Source organism: Azohydromonas australica DSM 1124 (assembly GCF_000430725.1).
Taxonomy (GTDB): Bacteria; Pseudomonadota; Gammaproteobacteria; order Burkholderiales; family Burkholderiaceae_C; genus Azohydromonas; species Azohydromonas australica.
In genome coordinates this window covers 160,247-173,766 of sequence record NZ_AUMO01000032.1, presented here as the reverse complement: position 1 = coordinate 173,766, position 13,520 = coordinate 160,247, and the positions used below count along the sequence as shown (strand labels likewise).

Annotated in this window: 16 protein-coding genes; 8 read left to right on the top strand and 8 right to left on the bottom strand. The window is 70.3% G+C overall.

From position 1 onward, the window contains the following. Positions 1-5: 5 nt before the first annotated feature. Positions 6-701: an energy transducer TonB gene (locus H537_RS56450; RefSeq protein WP_043458190.1), complete on the bottom strand. Its 696-nt coding sequence runs from the start codon at positions 699-701 to the stop codon at positions 6-8. A gap of 168 nt (positions 702-869) precedes the next feature. Between H537_RS56450 and H537_RS0104730 the strand changes: the two genes are divergently transcribed. After that, complete coding sequence (locus tag H537_RS0104730) at positions 870-1,220, top strand: phage holin family protein (protein WP_028996979.1); 351 nt, start codon at positions 870-872, stop codon at positions 1,218-1,220. Between the two features lie 24 nt (positions 1,221-1,244). Here H537_RS0104730 and H537_RS0104725 read toward each other — a convergent pair whose 3' ends face one another. Then, entirely contained in the window at positions 1,245-2,831 is a 1,587-nt protein-coding gene (locus tag H537_RS0104725; RefSeq protein ID WP_028996978.1) for a M48 family metalloprotease, read from the bottom strand. Between the two features lie 69 nt (positions 2,832-2,900). On the opposite strand from H537_RS0104725, the gene moaC reads away from it, so the two are divergent. Next, complete coding sequence (gene moaC / locus H537_RS0104720; protein ID WP_028996977.1) at positions 2,901-3,383, top strand: cyclic pyranopterin monophosphate synthase MoaC; 483 nt, start codon at positions 2,901-2,903, stop codon at positions 3,381-3,383. A 33-nt stretch (positions 3,384-3,416) separates the two neighbouring features. On the opposite strand, the gene H537_RS0104715 is transcribed toward moaC, so the two are convergent. The 5 genes from H537_RS0104715 to H537_RS0104695 form a co-directional block, all read right to left on the bottom strand. Then, a complete protein-coding gene (locus H537_RS0104715; protein ID WP_156901393.1) occupies positions 3,417-5,138 on the bottom strand; it encodes a PglL family O-oligosaccharyltransferase in 1,722 nt (573 codons plus the stop codon). A 447-nt stretch (positions 5,139-5,585) separates the two neighbouring features. Then, positions 5,586-6,062 (bottom strand): pilin, encoded by a 477-nt coding sequence (locus H537_RS55390; RefSeq protein WP_043458189.1) that lies wholly within the window; start codon positions 6,060-6,062, stop codon positions 5,586-5,588. Between the two features lie 186 nt (positions 6,063-6,248). Continuing rightward, on the bottom strand, positions 6,249-7,037 hold the full coding sequence (locus H537_RS41175; RefSeq protein WP_043458188.1) for an MBL fold metallo-hydrolase: 789 nt from the start codon (positions 7,035-7,037) through the stop codon (positions 6,249-6,251). Between the two features lie 40 nt (positions 7,038-7,077). Next, positions 7,078-7,752 carry an FHA domain-containing protein gene (locus H537_RS0104700; RefSeq protein ID WP_028996975.1) on the bottom strand — a complete coding sequence of 225 codons (675 nt, stop codon included), beginning with the start codon at positions 7,750-7,752 and terminating at the stop codon, positions 7,078-7,080. A gap of 56 nt (positions 7,753-7,808) precedes the next feature. Then, positions 7,809-8,588: a Stp1/IreP family PP2C-type Ser/Thr phosphatase gene (locus H537_RS0104695; RefSeq protein WP_028996974.1), complete on the bottom strand. Its 780-nt coding sequence runs from the start codon at positions 8,586-8,588 to the stop codon at positions 7,809-7,811. 286 nt (positions 8,589-8,874) lie between these two features. Between H537_RS0104695 and hpf the strand changes: the two genes are divergently transcribed. The 3 genes from hpf (at position 8,875) to hprK (ending at position 10,891) form a co-directional block, all read left to right on the top strand. After that, positions 8,875-9,213 carry a ribosome hibernation-promoting factor, HPF/YfiA family gene (gene hpf / locus H537_RS0104690; protein ID WP_028996973.1) on the top strand — a complete coding sequence of 113 codons (339 nt, stop codon included), beginning with the start codon at positions 8,875-8,877 and terminating at the stop codon, positions 9,211-9,213. A gap of 225 nt (positions 9,214-9,438) precedes the next feature. Next, positions 9,439-9,909 carry a PTS IIA-like nitrogen regulatory protein PtsN gene (gene ptsN / locus H537_RS0104685; protein ID WP_028996972.1) on the top strand — a complete coding sequence of 157 codons (471 nt, stop codon included), beginning with the start codon at positions 9,439-9,441 and terminating at the stop codon, positions 9,907-9,909. Positions 9,910-9,946: 37 nt separating this feature from the next. Further along, complete coding sequence (gene hprK / locus H537_RS0104680; RefSeq protein WP_028996971.1) at positions 9,947-10,891, top strand: HPr(Ser) kinase/phosphatase; 945 nt, start codon at positions 9,947-9,949, stop codon at positions 10,889-10,891. A gap of 43 nt (positions 10,892-10,934) precedes the next feature. Here hprK and fur read toward each other — a convergent pair whose 3' ends face one another. Next, positions 10,935-11,363 (bottom strand): ferric iron uptake transcriptional regulator, encoded by a 429-nt coding sequence (gene fur / locus H537_RS0104675; RefSeq protein ID WP_028996970.1) that lies wholly within the window; start codon positions 11,361-11,363, stop codon positions 10,935-10,937. A gap of 100 nt (positions 11,364-11,463) precedes the next feature. Here fur and H537_RS0104670 point away from each other — a divergent pair, with 100 nt between their 5' ends. Genes H537_RS0104670 through H537_RS0104660 form a run of 3 tightly spaced genes read left to right on the top strand, consistent with a single transcriptional unit; the run spans position 11,464 to position 13,520 of the window. Next, the gene (locus tag H537_RS0104670) at positions 11,464-11,997 is read left to right on the top strand and encodes an outer membrane protein assembly factor BamE (RefSeq protein ID WP_028996969.1); all 534 of its coding nucleotides are present in this window, start codon (positions 11,464-11,466) and stop codon (positions 11,995-11,997) included. An 11-nt stretch (positions 11,998-12,008) separates the two neighbouring features. Next, positions 12,009-12,848: a 4-hydroxy-tetrahydrodipicolinate reductase gene (gene dapB, locus H537_RS0104665; protein WP_028996968.1), complete on the top strand. Its 840-nt coding sequence runs from the start codon at positions 12,009-12,011 to the stop codon at positions 12,846-12,848. 15 nt (positions 12,849-12,863) lie between these two features. Beyond that, complete coding sequence (locus tag H537_RS0104660; RefSeq protein ID WP_028996967.1) at positions 12,864-13,520, top strand: MotA/TolQ/ExbB proton channel family protein; 657 nt, start codon at positions 12,864-12,866, stop codon at positions 13,518-13,520.

Below are 13,520 nucleotides of genomic sequence, written 5' to 3'. Positions count from 1 at the left end.
GGGGCTCACTCCTCAAGTTCGAAGATCAGGGGCATCAGCACCCAGAAGGCGTGGGGCTGACCGTTTTCCATGTAGGGCTTGAAGCGCGTGGCGCGCACCGTGGCCAGCGCCGACTCGTCCAGGCGCGCGAAGCCCGACGAGCGCGTGACCTGCGTCTGCTGCGGCAGCCCGCGGGCGTCCACCAGCACGCGCACGGTCACCCTGCCGGACTCGCCCGCGCGGCGCGCCGCCGGCGGGTAGTTCAGCACCGGCGGCGTGAGGTACTCGACGGCGCTGATGGAGATGGTCTTGGGCTGCGGCGGCGCCGCGGGCGGGGCCGGCGGTGCCGGAGGTGCGGGCGGCGCGGCCACGGGCGCAGGCGGTGCGGGCTCCGGCGGCGCGGGCGGGGCCGTGAAGGCCGGCGGCTGCGGCGCGGGCGTCGGGGCGCTGGTGATCACGGGCTTGGGCGCCGGCGTCGGCTTGAGCTTGGGCGGCTCGCGCTTCACCGGCGCCGGGGGCGGCGGCGCGGGCGCCGGCGCCGGCGGGGCGATGAAGTTGACCGTCAGCGGAATCACCTCGGCGACGGCCTCGCGCACCGGCTCCAGCTGCAGCAGGCCCCAGCCCAGCGCCACGTGCGCCGCCAGCATCCCCGCACCCAGCGCGCGGCGAGCGTTGGGCGTCATCGGCTCGGGGTGGCCAGCAGGCAGGGGCGGCAAATTCATCACTGGGCTCCGCGATCTCTTCAGACCAAGGTCACAAACTGTGTGAGGACATTCTAAACAAGAATTATTCTCAATCAAACGAAATCTTAAGTTTTCTTAAGCAGCCTGTGGCATGCGGGCGACTCGCGGACGCACGGCCGGGCCTCGGCCATGGCTATGCTTGGCCGCATGAAACTGCTCGTTCGTTGGCTGTTGCTGGCCGCCGCGCTGTTGCTGGTGGCCTATCTCTACCCGGGCGTGTCGGTGGCGAGCTTCGGCACCGCGATGGTCGCGGCGCTGGTGCTGGGGCTGCTCAACACGGTGGTGAGGCCGCTGCTGGTGCTGCTGACGCTGCCGGTGACGCTGCTGACGCTGGGACTGTTCCTGTTCGTCATCAACGCCGTGATGTTCTGGTTCGCGGCCTCGGTGCTGGACGGTTTCAACGTCAACGGCTTCGTCGCGGCGCTGATCGGCTCGCTGATCTACAGCGCCTGCGGCATGGTCATCGACTCGGCGATGGAGTCGATGTTCGGCGCCTGAAGAGGCGCCGCCGCGCTGCGGCGCTCAGCGCTGGTTGCGCATCTCATCGGCCAGCTCGCGCCGGCGCGCCTCCATCTCGCGCAGCCGCGCGTCGATGATGGAGGCCTCGATGAAGTCCGACGCGGCGCCGCTGCGCGCGAGCTGCTGGCCGGCGCGCAGCCGGTCCACCGCGCCGGGGATGTCGCCCAGCGCCGCGCGCGATTCGGCCTCCGCGCGCACCGAGCGCAGCTTCAGGCCGAGCTGGTCGGCGCACTGCGCCAGCAGCTGCCAGGCCCCGGCGTCCTCGCGCCGCTCGGCCACCCAGGTCTGCAGCGCCTCGGTGCTGCGCCGCAGCGATTCGGTGCCCGCACCGGCCCGCGCCGCGGCCAGCGCGGCTTGCGCATGCCACAGCAGCAACGGGCGCGAGCTGCCGCTGTCGGGCAGCGCCTGCATGCGCTGCTGCGCCGCGCGCGCGTCGCCGCGTGCCAGCAGCGACTGCACGCGCAACAGCTGCAGCCACTGGGCCGCGTCGCCGCCACGCGCGGCCGGCGGCGCCTCGCGCTGCAGCAGCGTGTCGGCTGCGGCCAGCGCGGCGTCGGCGGGCTCGAACTCGCGCAGCAGCGTGGAGGCCAGCGCCTGCGCGTACAGCGCGCCCAGCTTCTCGGCCGCGCCCGCGTTCGGGCCGGCCTGCTGGGCCTGGTTGCGGCGCAGCGCCTGCACGGTGGTGTCCATCAGCACGCGCGCACGTGCCTGCGCCAGCGCGTGCTCGATGGCGCCGTCGGGCGGGACGTTCTTGGCGGCATGCGGATCGGCCTGCACGCGGGCGCGGGCCTCGCCGATGCGCTCGGTGGTCAGCGGGTGCGAGCGCAGGTAGGGGTAGTTGTTGCTGTCGTTGAGCCGGTTGGCGTGCTCCAGCTTCTCGAACATGCCCGCCACGCCGGCGCTGGCGTAGCCAGAGTCGCTGTGCACGCCGTAGCCGACGCGGTCGGCCTCGCGCTCCATGTCGCGCGAGTAGTTAAGCTGTCCCTGCACCATGGCGGCCTGCCCCCCCACCACGGCCGCCTGCGCCATGGCCGCATTGCCGGTGCGGCTGGCGGCCAGCACGCCCAGGATCATGGCGGCCATGCCCACCATCGACTGGCGCGAGGAGCTGCTGATGCTGCGCGCGATGTGGCGCTGCGTGACGTGCGAGAGCTCGTGCGCCAGCACCGCTGCGAGCTCGTCGCGGCTGGCCGTCATGGCGATGAGCCCCAGGTGCACGCCCACGTGCCCGCCGGGCAGCGCGAAGGCGTTGACGCTGCGGTCCAGCACCAGGAACACCTCCCAGCTGAAGGCATTGGCCGTGTCGGCGCCGATCTCGCCGCGCCGGCGCGCCGTGCCCACCAGCGGCTGCCACAGCGACTGCACGTAGTCGAGCAGCAGCGCGTCGTCGAGGTAGGCCGGGTCGCGGCGGACCTCGCGCATGATCTGGTCACCCAGGCGGCGCTCGGTATCGACGCTGAACTCGCCCGAGACCGAATCGCCCAGCGCGGGCAGGGACGAGGAGGAGGGTTGCGCCCGCGGCGCGGCGGCCGGCAGCGCGGCCAGCGCCAGGCCGGCGGCGAGGGCGGAGGCGGCAAGGGAGTGCTTCAAGGTCGCTGGAGGGGGCTGCAGAACGGCTGGCTATGATCGCACCGCGCTTTTGCTGCCAGGTTTCCCCCCATGAACAACCCGCTCACCCACTTCGACAGCCAGGGCCAGGCCCACATGGTGGACGTCTCGGCCAAGGCCGCCACGCACCGCGTGGCGCGCGCCAGCGGCAGCATCCGCATGCTGCCCGAGACGCTGGCGCTGATCCGCGAGGGCACGGCCAAGAAGGGCGACGTGCTGGGCATCGCCCGCATCGCCGCGATCCAGGCCGCCAAGCGCACCTCGGACCTGATCCCGCTGTGCCACCCGCTGCCGCTCACGCGCGTAGCGGTGGAGCTCGACGTCGACGAGGCCCTGCCCGGCGTGCACTGCACGGTGCAGGCGGAGACGGTGGGCGTCACTGGCGTGGAGATGGAAGCCCTCACCGCGGTGCAGGTGGGCCTGCTCACCATCTACGACATGTGCAAGGCCGCGGACAAGGGCATGGTGATGGGCGACATCCGCCTGCTGGAGAAGAAGGGCGGCAAGTCGGGGCACTGGCAGGCCGGGGGTTGAGCCCGGGGCGCGGCGGGCGCCGCGCCGTCTCCGTCAGGGCATCACGTCCAGGAAATCGCGCCACTCCAGCGCCTTTTCCGGCTTCTCGCACTGGAACGGCTTCTCGTCGGCCGCCTTGAGCAGCGCGCCGGCTGCGCACGGCGCGAAGAAGCGCTCTGACTGCGGATAGTGGAACTCCCGCAGGCGCTGCGCGACGTGGCGTGCGCGGTCGACGTCGCCTGCATCGGCCAGCGCCTCGGCCCAGGCCTGCATCAGCCGGGTGTCGAGCAGGAAATGCGTGGCGCGCTCGAAGGCCACCAGCGCATCGGCCGGGGCGTCGGCCGTCGTGGCGGCGGCGTAGTCGGCATGGTGGGCGAAGAAGACGCTGTGCTGGCCGTCCTCGATACGCTGCGCCAGCGGGCCCGCGTCCGCGCCGGGCGAGAAGATCGACACCACGCGGCTGTAATCCATCAGCGAGAACACCGCCCCCGCCGCCAGCAGCAGCCCGGGCAGCCGCGACATCAGCAGACGCCGGGGCGCCACGGCGGCTTCGGCCGGGACCGCCGGCGGCGTGCCCAGGCACACGCCCCACATCCACGCCGCCGGCAGCAGGAAGTAGGCGTACCACAGCGGGTACTCCAACTGGCTGTGCAATGCCACCAGCAGCACCATCACGAAGAGGGCGCGCAGCGCCGTGCCCGCAACGCCCTTCACGGCCCAGGTGCGCCGCCAAGCCTGCCACAAGGCCAGTCCCAGCAAGCCCAGCACCAGCAGCGCCAGCGGCACGCCCAGCTCCACCGCGAACTGCAGCACCACGTTGTGGGTGTGATCGAAGAAAGCCACCGGGCGGCCGGGGAAAGGAGTCAGGGTCCAGGCGAAGTTGAACTCGCCGAAGCCCACGCCCGTCCAGGGCTGCTGCGCAATCATCTCCACGGTGTTGCGCCAGATGCCGAAGCGCGAGCCGGAAACGTCGGCCTCACCCAGCCGCGTGGCCGCGCCCAGCGTGCTGTCCGCCTGCAGCGTCTTGAGCCCCATCGCCCAGGCGGCATAGAACAGCGGCGCTCCCAGCAGCAGCAACCGGCCCGGACGCGACAGCCGCTTGTCCACCACCCCCCACAGCGCCAGCAGCAGCACGCCCAGGGTGCCCGTGCGCGATCCCGACAGCTCGATCCCGACCACCATCAGCGCGCCCAGCAGCGCCGTGCTGCGGGTGGAAAAGCGTCCGGACTCGCGCAGCGGCACCAGCGCCACCAGCGACCACAGCAACAGCGTGCTGAGGTGGTTGGGCTGCCGCAGGTTGCCCACGGCGCGGCCGGGCAGACCCGAACGCGCCACCAGCACGCCGTCAGCCAAGTTCGGCGCGAACACCTGCACCAGGGCAATCACGCTGCTGAGCACGCCCACCGCCACCCAGCCCAGCAAGAACACCTGCAGCGCCACCGCGCGTGCCGGCCCCTGCAGCGCCGCGCCGGACCACGCCATGACCAGCGCGCCCAGCAACAGCCCCAGTGCCGACGCCGCCAGGCTGGCCGGCAACGCCACCGCGGCGGACCACAGCACGCTCAGCACCAGCAGCGCCAGCGCGCCGAGCAGCGCAATGGCCGCGCGTCCGCCCGCCCGCCCGCGCGGCATTCCGAGCAGCGCGGCAAACACGCCCCATAGCCCCAGAGCCGCCGCCTGGTTGAAGAAGGTGGCGGAAGGCGGCAGGTTGAAGGCCACCAGGGCGGGCACACAGCAGGCCAGCAGCGCCGCCAGCAACAGCGCGGGAGAGGACATCGGGAGCACGGATGAAGCGTTTGAGCGAAGGCGGCGCACTCTAGCAAGAAGCTCCCGCACCTCCGCGTGCCGCACTGCACAAGGCTGTGGACAGTGATCTGGACAACTTGGGCTTGTCCACATGCCACAGGTCGCTGCGCCGAGTTGTTGTGTTTTCGAAAGAACTAATCCAGCCGTGGGCCGCACAGCCTTGTACCTGGCATAAGCTTTTGATAAACAAGGGGAAAAAAGAGTTGTCCACAGATCAGGGCGACCTCTATCACCAACACCAATTAATAAAGTTGCTTCTAGCGTCGCTCGTTGTGGACGTCGCGGAGAGCCAACGTGTCCCTTGCACCGGCCGTGCACAACCTTGTGGGCAACCTCGTGCGGACATAAAAAAGACCGCCGAGGCGGTCTTTGGAATGGGATGCGCGCCGAGCCCGGCGCGCCGCCGGCAACGGCGGCTCAGGAGGCCGCGGACGCGGCGCTGCCCGCGCCGGCCGGGTTGTTCCGGCGGATCAGCTCCGCGGCGTCGTCATGGCTCACGCTGGTGGAGTTGAGCCAGACCACGCTGCTGGTGCCCGGCTGCGGCGTGAAGGTGATGGTCCGGCCATCCACGCCGTTGCCCAGGCCGCTGGCCAGCGTCAGGGTGATCACGCCGTCGGCGACAGTGGCGGAGGCGACCTCCTTGGTGGGCGTGAACGCCGGCACGCCCTGGGCGCCCTGGCTGCAGCCGGCCAGCGTGCCGCCTTGCTCCTGGATGCACAGGCCCACGGCGGTCTTGAGCGCGTCGGCCGAGCGCAGCGCATTGCCCACGCGGGCCTTGACGATGTAGTTCTGGTACAGCGGCAAGCCCACGGCGCCCAGGATGCCGATGATCGCCACGACGATCATCAGCTCGATGAGCGTGAAACCCCGTTGCTTGAGGCGGGTGCTTTGCATGGAACGTCCTCCTTCCCTTGGTCTGTGAGAGGTGGGTGCACCGGCACCACGACAGCACCGGGGCTGCGGCCGGAGGACGGGCTTGGAAGTGAAGTAAACGCTCGCCGCCCCGGTGGCGCCATGCTGGGGCTGGCGCCGGGGCGCCGGGCTCGGGACAAACGTCAGGCGCCGCCCGACTGGCCCCGCTCAGTCAAGCTGCCAGCGGTCGCCCGTGCGCAGCGCGTGCGCCTTGACGCCATGGCGGCGCAGTTGCGCCATCACCGTGCGCACCTCGCCGGGCTTGACGTGCGTGATGTGCAGCTGCGCCGGCTCCTGGGACTGCTGCAGTTGCTGCAGCGGCTGCGCCGCCAGCGATGACGGGCACAGGTGGCGGCTGAGCTGGGCCAGCGTGGCCTCCTCGTCGCAGAAGGAGGTCTCGATCACCAGGTGCGCCACCGGCAGCTGCGCCAGGCGCTGCCACAGCGCCTCGTTGGGGCCGGTATCGCCGGTGAAGACCCAGCAGGGGCCCTGGGCGCGGGCAAAGACGGCAAAGCCCACCGCCGGCACGGTGTGGGCGGCGCTGAGCACCTCGATGCGGCGCTCGCCCAGCGCGAGTGCCTGCCCGACGGCAAAGGGCTCCAGCACCAGCACCGGCTGCTGCGCCGTGGGCAGCCGCGTGAAGTCGGGCCAGATGCGGTTGTTGAACAGGTGATCGCGCAGCGCCTGCAGCGTCTCGGGCAGCCCGTGCACGCGGATGGGCCCGCGGCCCGCGGCGGCGCGCATGCGCATGACGCTGTCGGCCAGCAGCGGCACGCCCAGCACGTGGTCCAGGTGCGAGTGGCTCAGCAGGATGTGGTCGATACCGGCGAGCTCTTCGAGCGTGAGCGTGCCCACGCCGGTGCCGGCGTCGATGAGCACGTCGCCGTCCAGCAGGAACGAGGTGGTGAAGCTGCCCGCGGCAATCGCACCGGCACAACCTAAGACGCGGATGTTCATGAGCCGGAGCGCGGCGCGCCGAGGTTCGCGCCGGTGTGCATCAGCGTTGCAGGACGAACAGCATCTGGGTGCCGGCGAGCTCGATCACGTCGCCGTCGCGCAGCGGCATGGCGTCGGACTGCAGCGGCATGCCGTTGATGCCGGGGCGGGCACTGCCTTCGACATGGGTCAGCACGTAGCCGCCCGGGCGCCGCGTGATGCTGGCCACCTGCACGCCGGGCTTGCCCACGGTGGTGACGATCTTGGTCAGCATCACCTCGTGCCCGGCGGCGTTGCCGCTGAGCACCCGCAGCGTGGCCACGGGCATGTCGGAACCGGCATCGGCCGGCATGGGGAACGGGCTGCCCGCGCCGGGCAGCGGCGCGGTGTGGGCGAAATCGGGCACGGGGGCGGCACGCGGCGGGCGGGGCGGCTCCGGCGTGCCTTCGTCGTGCGCGAGGTAGCGCAGCTTGTACTTGCCGATCTCCACGCTGTCGTTGTGCGCGAGCTGCTGGCGGCGGATGGCGCGGCCGTTGATGTAGGTGCCGTTGGTGCTGTTGAGGTCCTCGATGAAGACCGCGTCGCCCACGCGCTGCAGCACGGCGTGCTCACCGCTGACGGCGAGGTTGTCGATCACGATGTCGTTGTAGGGACGCCGGCCCAGCGTGGTCTTCTCCTTGGTGAGATCGACCTGCTTGATCACCACGCCGTCCAGGGAGACGACCAGTTTGCCCATGCTTGTCCTCGTGTGGCTGGCAGGGGAGGCGGCGAGCCCGGCGGGCATGGCGGACCTCAGCGCTTGAACGGCCACCACGAGCGGGCCGCCGCCGGTCCCGGCACGCGGGCCAGGATCACGGCGATGTTATCTTTTCCCCCCGCCTGGTTGGCGGCGTCCACCAGGGCGCGCCCGGCCTGCGCCAGGTCGGCATGGGCCAGCAGGATCTGGGCGATGGCGTTGTCGTCGAGCATGTCCGACAGCCCGTCCGAGCACAGCAGGTACAGGTCACCGGGCTGCAGCTCGTGCATCTGCGTCTCCAGCAGCACGCGCTCCTCCACGCCCACGGCGCGGGTGACGAGGTTCTTGTAGGCGCTGAAGGCCGCCTGCTCGGGCGTGATTAGGCCGGCGTCGATCTGCTCCTGCAGCAGCGAATGGTCGCGCGTGAGCCGCATGAGCTTGGCGCCGCGCAGCCGGTACGCGCGCGAGTCGCCCACATGGCCGCTGAGCACGTGGCCGGCGCGGAACACCAGCATCACGAGCGTGGTGCCCATGCCGGCGTACTGCGGGTTGGCGCGTGCGGCTTCGAAGATGGCGCGGTTGGCCTGCCCGACGCACAACTCCATGGCGCGGCGCACTTCCTGGTCGGTGGCCGCGTGCGCGGTTTCCTGCAGCCAGCGGCCGAGCTCGTTGCGCAACTGCGTGGTGAGCATGCCGCTGGCGACTTCGCCGGCGTTGTAGCCGCCCATGCCGTCAGCCAGCACGGCCAGCGCCGCAGCCTCGTCCAGTGCCACCGCGTCCTCGTTGTTGCTGCGCGCGCGGCCGGTGTCGATGGCGCTGAAGAACTCGGGGTTCATGGTGTGCTTGGGGTCCGCGGGCATTGTGCCGTGCCGGCCGTACCCATGGCGGCATGGACGCACCCGGGAAACCGCCGCGCGGGTGGCAAATGTCGCATCAAGGCGCAATGCGCGCGGTTTCGCGTTTTGGAGCAGGCCTTGCGATGCGTCAACTCTTACCGTAATGCGCCGCCAAACCGTACTGTCATCGCCTTGTCACTACCCGGGCTCGGGGGCAAACTGAATTCAACGGGTCGGTGCTGCGGTCACCTCCCGTGTGTAGCAACCCTTCCGAAAGGAGGCTCTGATGAATCTGACGATCAGCGGACACCATCTCGACGTGACTCCGGCCCTGCGCGAGTACGTGCTGACGAAGCTGGATCGAGTCACGCGCCACTTTGACCAGGTGGTTGATGTGAACGTGCTGCTGGCGATTGACAAGTCCAAGGAAAAGGATCGCCGCCAACGCGCCGAGGTGACGCTGCATGTCAAGGGAAGAGACATCTTCGTGGAGCAGTCGCACGAAGACTTGTATGCCGCGATTGATCAGCTGATGGACAAGCTCGACCGGCAGGTCATGCGCCACAAGGACCGTACGCAGGAGCACCATCACGCTTCTGCCAAGCGCATGCCCGCGAGCGTCTGAGCGTTCAGCAACTGACCCGGAGCCGTCCCCGGCTCCGCACCAAGCGGCCCCGCGGGGCCGCTTTTTGCTAAAAGCTCCGGTGGGCGGATGTGCGCAGCATTCACGCAACACCGGACTGGTTGAGGGAGGCCCTCCGGGGGGCGTGACAAGAGGGCTTTCTATAATCGAACGCCCTGTCACAGTCTCCGCAACCGCCCGGAAGACCTGCGCTGCGGAGAAAGCATCATGAACCGTCTCGCCGCCATCCTGCCTGCCACCAATGTGCTGGTGAACGTCGAAGCCACCAGCAAGAAGCGGGTCTTCGAGCATGCGGGACTGCTGTTCGAGAACCAGCACGCCATTGCCCGCGCCACCGTATCGGACAACCTGTTCGCGCGCGAGCGGCTGGGCTCCACCGGGTTGGGTCATGGCGTGGCCATCCCGCACGGCCGCATCAAGGGCCTGAAGAATCCGCTCGCGGCGGTGCTGCGCGTGCAGCACCCCATCCCCTTCGACGCGCCGGACGACGAGCCGGTGAGCCTGCTGATCTTCCTGCTGGTGCCCGAGGCCGCGACGCAGCGGCATCTGGAAATCCTGTCCGAGATTGCCGAGATGCTCAGCGACCGCGAGCTGCGCGAGCGCCTCAAGGCCGAGCCCGACGCGGCCGCGCTGCACAAGCTGATCCAGAACTGGGAGCCGCTCAAATCAGTCGCCTGAAATCCGCGCTGCGGCTTCGCCCCGGAGGCTCTGCCGCATGAAACCGATCTCCGTCAGCGCCGAGGCGCTGTTCGAGGAACACCGCAAGGCGCTGCGCTGGGAATGGGTGGCGGGTCACGCCCATCCCGAGCGCCATTTCGACGAGGCCGCGGTGCGCGAGGCGCACTCCTCGGCCGACCTCGTCGGCTTTCTCAATTACATCCACCCCTACCGGGTGCAGATCGTGGGCGAGCGCGAGGTGCGCTACCTCACCGCCGTGCCTGCCGAGGTGCAGGAGCGCCGCGCCACGCGCATCCTGACGCTGGAGCCGCCGATGGTGGTGGTGGCCGACAACCAGCCGGCGCCGGAAGTGATGCTGCGGCTGTGCGAGCGCGCGGGCATTCCGCTGTTCGCCAGCAAGGAGTCCGCCGGCCACGTCATCGACGTGCTGCGCAGCTACCTGGGCCAGCTCTTCGCCGAGCGCACCACGCGCCACGGCGTGTTCATGGACATCCTGGGCCTCGGGGTGATGCTCACCGGCGAGTCGGGCCTGGGCAAGAGCGAGCTGGGGCTGGAGCTGATCTCGCGCGGTCACGGCCTGGTGGCCGACGACGCGGTGGACATCCACCGCACGGCGCAGAACGCGCTGGAAGGCCGCTGCCCCGAGCTGCTGCTCAACCTGCTGGAAGTGCGTGGCATCGGCCTGCTGGACATCAAGGCCATCTTTGGCGAGACGGCGGTGCGGCGGAAGATGAAGCTCAAGCTCATCGTGCACCTGGTGCGCCGCGAGACGCTGGAGCGCGAATTCGAGCGCCTGCCCTACGAGCCGCTGTACGAGGAGATCCTCGGCGTGCCGGTGCGCAAGGTCGTGATCGCGGTGGACGCGGGCCGCAACCTCGCGGTGCTGGTGGAGGCGGCGGTGCGCAACACCATCCTGCAGCTGCGCGGCATCGACACCTACAACGAGTTCATCCAGCGCCACCAGAAGGCGATGCAGCGCTGAGCGCTGCCCGCCGCGCGGGCCCGGAGCCCGGGGAAAAGAAGAGTTACTTCGGCCGGAACTGGCACTCCGACTTGGTGCAGGTGGCGTACAGCGCGAGGGCGTGATCGTGGATCGTGAAGCCCCGCGCCTCGGCCACGGCGCGCTGGCGGCGCTCGATCTCCGGGTCGAAGAACTCCTCCACGCGGCCGCAGGTCAGGCACACCAGGTGGTCGTGGTGCTGGCCCTCGTTGAGCTCGAACACCGACTTGCCCGACTCGAAATGGCTGCGCGTGAGCAGCCCGGCTTGCTCGAACTGCATCAGCACGCGGTACACCGTGGCCAGCCCGATGTCCGAGCCTTCGGTCAGCAGCGCCTTGAAGACGTCTTCGGCCGTCATGTGCCGCTGACTGGTTTTCTGGAACACCTCCAGGATCTTGATGCGCGGCAGCGTTGCCTTCAGGCCGCTGCTCTTGAGTTCATCGGCATGCGTCATGACGGCTCTCTTGAACAGGACAAGCCCCCGAAAGGGGGCCAGTAGAATGGGCCGGATCATAGCCAGCCCTGCGAGGCCCGGTCCGACGCAGGCCCATCCCATGCATCGCCAAGTCTTCCGTCTGTCCGCCGCACTGCTGGCGGCCTGCTCGCTGGCAGGCTGCGCCTCGCTGCAGTCCTCGGACCAGAACCTGCTCGGCGTGATCACGCCCTACCGCATCGAGATCGTGCAGGGCAACGTGGTGACGCGCGAGCAGGCTGCGGCGATCCAGCCCGGCATGAGCCGCGCGCAGGTGCGCGACATCCTGGGCTCGCCGCTGCTCACCGACGTGTTCCACGCCGACCGCTGGGACTACATCTTCACCATCCGGCGCACCGGCGCCGAGCCGCAGCGCCGCAGCGTCACCGCGTACTTCGACGGCGAGCGGCTGCAGCGCCTGGACGCCGCGCAGGACCTGCCCTCCGAGCAGGAATTCGTTTCCTCCATCAGCACCGCCAAGGTGCCTTCCAAGCTGCCGGTTCTGGAGCTCACGCCGGAGCAGCGCGCGAAGCTGCCCGCGCCGCCGCGCACCGAGACCGCGCCCGCCGCCGCGCCCACCGGCGCCACGCGGGCGTACCCGCCGCTGGAGCCCTGACCCTTCGCCGCATGACCACCAACGCTTCCTCCTCCACCGGCGCCGCCGCGCCGCTGCGCATCGCCATCGCCGGCGCCTCCGGGCGCATGGGCCGCATGCTCATCGAGGCCGTGCTGCAGGCCGACGACTGCCAGCTCGCCGGCGCGCTGGACCAGCCCGGCAGCCCCGCGCTGGGCCAGGACGCCTCTGCCTTCCTCGGCCGTCCCTCGGGCGTGCCCATCGTCTCGGACCTGCGCGAAGGCCTGGCCCAGGCCCAGGTGCTGATCGACTTCACCCGCCCCGAAGGCACGCTGGCGCACCTGCAGGTGTGCCGCGAGCTGGGCGTGAAGCTGGTCGTCGGCACCACGGGCTTCAGCGACGAGCAGAAGGGGCAGATCAGCGAAGCCGCGCAGGACGTCGCCGTCGTCATGGCGCCCAACATGAGCGTGGGCGTGAACGTGGTGATGCGGCTGCTGGACATGGCCGCGCGCGCGCTGAACCAGGGCTACGACATCGAGATCATCGAGGCCCACCACCGCCACAAGGTCGATGCGCCCAGCGGCACCGCGCTCAAGATGGGCGAGGTCGTGGCCGCGGCGCTGGGCCGTGACCTCAAGGAATGCGCCGTCTACGGTCGCGAGGGCGTCACCGGCGAGCGTGACCCCAGCACCATCGGCTTCGCCACCGTGCGCGGCGGCGACATCATCGGCGACCACACCGTGCTGTTCGCCGGCACCGGCGAGCGCATCGAGGTCAGCCACAAGAGCAGCAGCCGCGCCGGCTATGCCCAAGGCAGCCTGCGCGCGGCGCGCTTCCTGGCGGACAAGCCCAGCGGCCTGTTCGGCATGGACGCGGTGCTGGGCTGGGCCTGAGGCCGCCGCCGCACGGTGGAAGGCCTTCAGGAGTTCTGGGCGCGCAGTGACGCCATCGGCCGCGCCGTGGCGGCGCTGCTGCTGCTGATGTCCATCACGGCGTGGGTGCTGATCCTCTGGAAGGGCTGGCTGCTGCGCCGCGCGTCGCGCGACATCGCGCGCGGCGTGCCCGCGTTCTGGGCCGCGCCGGCGCTGGACGCGGCGCGCGAACGGCTCCACCAGCTCGACCGCGAGCAGCTGCTGCTGCCGCTGGTGGACGCGGCGCAGGCCGGCGCGCGCAGCGGCACGCTGGAGTCGCACGGCCATGCCGACTCCCAGCTCACGCGGCGGCTGCGTGACGCGCTGCACCGCGTGCTGGCGCAGCTGCAGATGGGGCAGGTCGCCCTGGCCTCCATCGGCTCCACCTCTCCCTTCATCGGCCTGTTCGGCACGGTCTGGGGCATCTACCACGCGCTCATCGGCATGGCCGGCGAGGGCTCGGTGAGCATCGACAAGATCTCCGGCCCGGTGGGCGAGGCGCTGGTGATGACGGCCGCGGGCCTGGCCGTCGCGATCCCCGCGGTGCTGGCCTACAACGTGTTCGGCCGCTGGATCGCTGGCAACGAGGCCGAGCTCGAAGGCTTCGCCCACGACCTGCGCGAGCTGGTGCTCGACGGCACGCGGGACGCCTGA

Coding starts and splice junctions, on each gene's coding strand:
- H537_RS56450 (WP_043458190.1), bottom strand. CDS start 701: ATGAATTTGCCGCCCCTGCCTGCTGGCCACCCCGAGCCGATGACGCCC.
- H537_RS0104730 (WP_028996979.1), top strand. CDS start 870: ATGAAACTGCTCGTTCGTTGGCTGTTGCTGGCCGCCGCGCTGTTGCTG.
- moaC (WP_028996977.1), top strand. CDS start 2,901: ATGAACAACCCGCTCACCCACTTCGACAGCCAGGGCCAGGCCCACATG.
- H537_RS0104715 (WP_156901393.1), bottom strand. CDS start 5,138: ATGTCCTCTCCCGCGCTGTTGCTGGCGGCGCTGCTGGCCTGCTGTGTG.
- H537_RS55390 (WP_043458189.1), bottom strand. CDS start 6,062: ATGCAAAGCACCCGCCTCAAGCAACGGGGTTTCACGCTCATCGAGCTG.
- H537_RS41175 (WP_043458188.1), bottom strand. CDS start 7,037: ATGAACATCCGCGTCTTAGGTTGTGCCGGTGCGATTGCCGCGGGCAGC.
- H537_RS0104700 (WP_028996975.1), bottom strand. CDS start 7,752: ATGGGCAAACTGGTCGTCTCCCTGGACGGCGTGGTGATCAAGCAGGTC.
- H537_RS0104695 (WP_028996974.1), bottom strand. CDS start 8,588: ATGAACCCCGAGTTCTTCAGCGCCATCGACACCGGCCGCGCGCGCAGC.
- hpf (WP_028996973.1), top strand. CDS start 8,875: ATGAATCTGACGATCAGCGGACACCATCTCGACGTGACTCCGGCCCTG.
- ptsN (WP_028996972.1), top strand. CDS start 9,439: ATGAACCGTCTCGCCGCCATCCTGCCTGCCACCAATGTGCTGGTGAAC.
- hprK (WP_028996971.1), top strand. CDS start 9,947: ATGAAACCGATCTCCGTCAGCGCCGAGGCGCTGTTCGAGGAACACCGC.
- fur (WP_028996970.1), bottom strand. CDS start 11,363: ATGACGCATGCCGATGAACTCAAGAGCAGCGGCCTGAAGGCAACGCTG.
- H537_RS0104670 (WP_028996969.1), top strand. CDS start 11,464: ATGCATCGCCAAGTCTTCCGTCTGTCCGCCGCACTGCTGGCGGCCTGC.
- dapB (WP_028996968.1), top strand. CDS start 12,009: ATGACCACCAACGCTTCCTCCTCCACCGGCGCCGCCGCGCCGCTGCGC.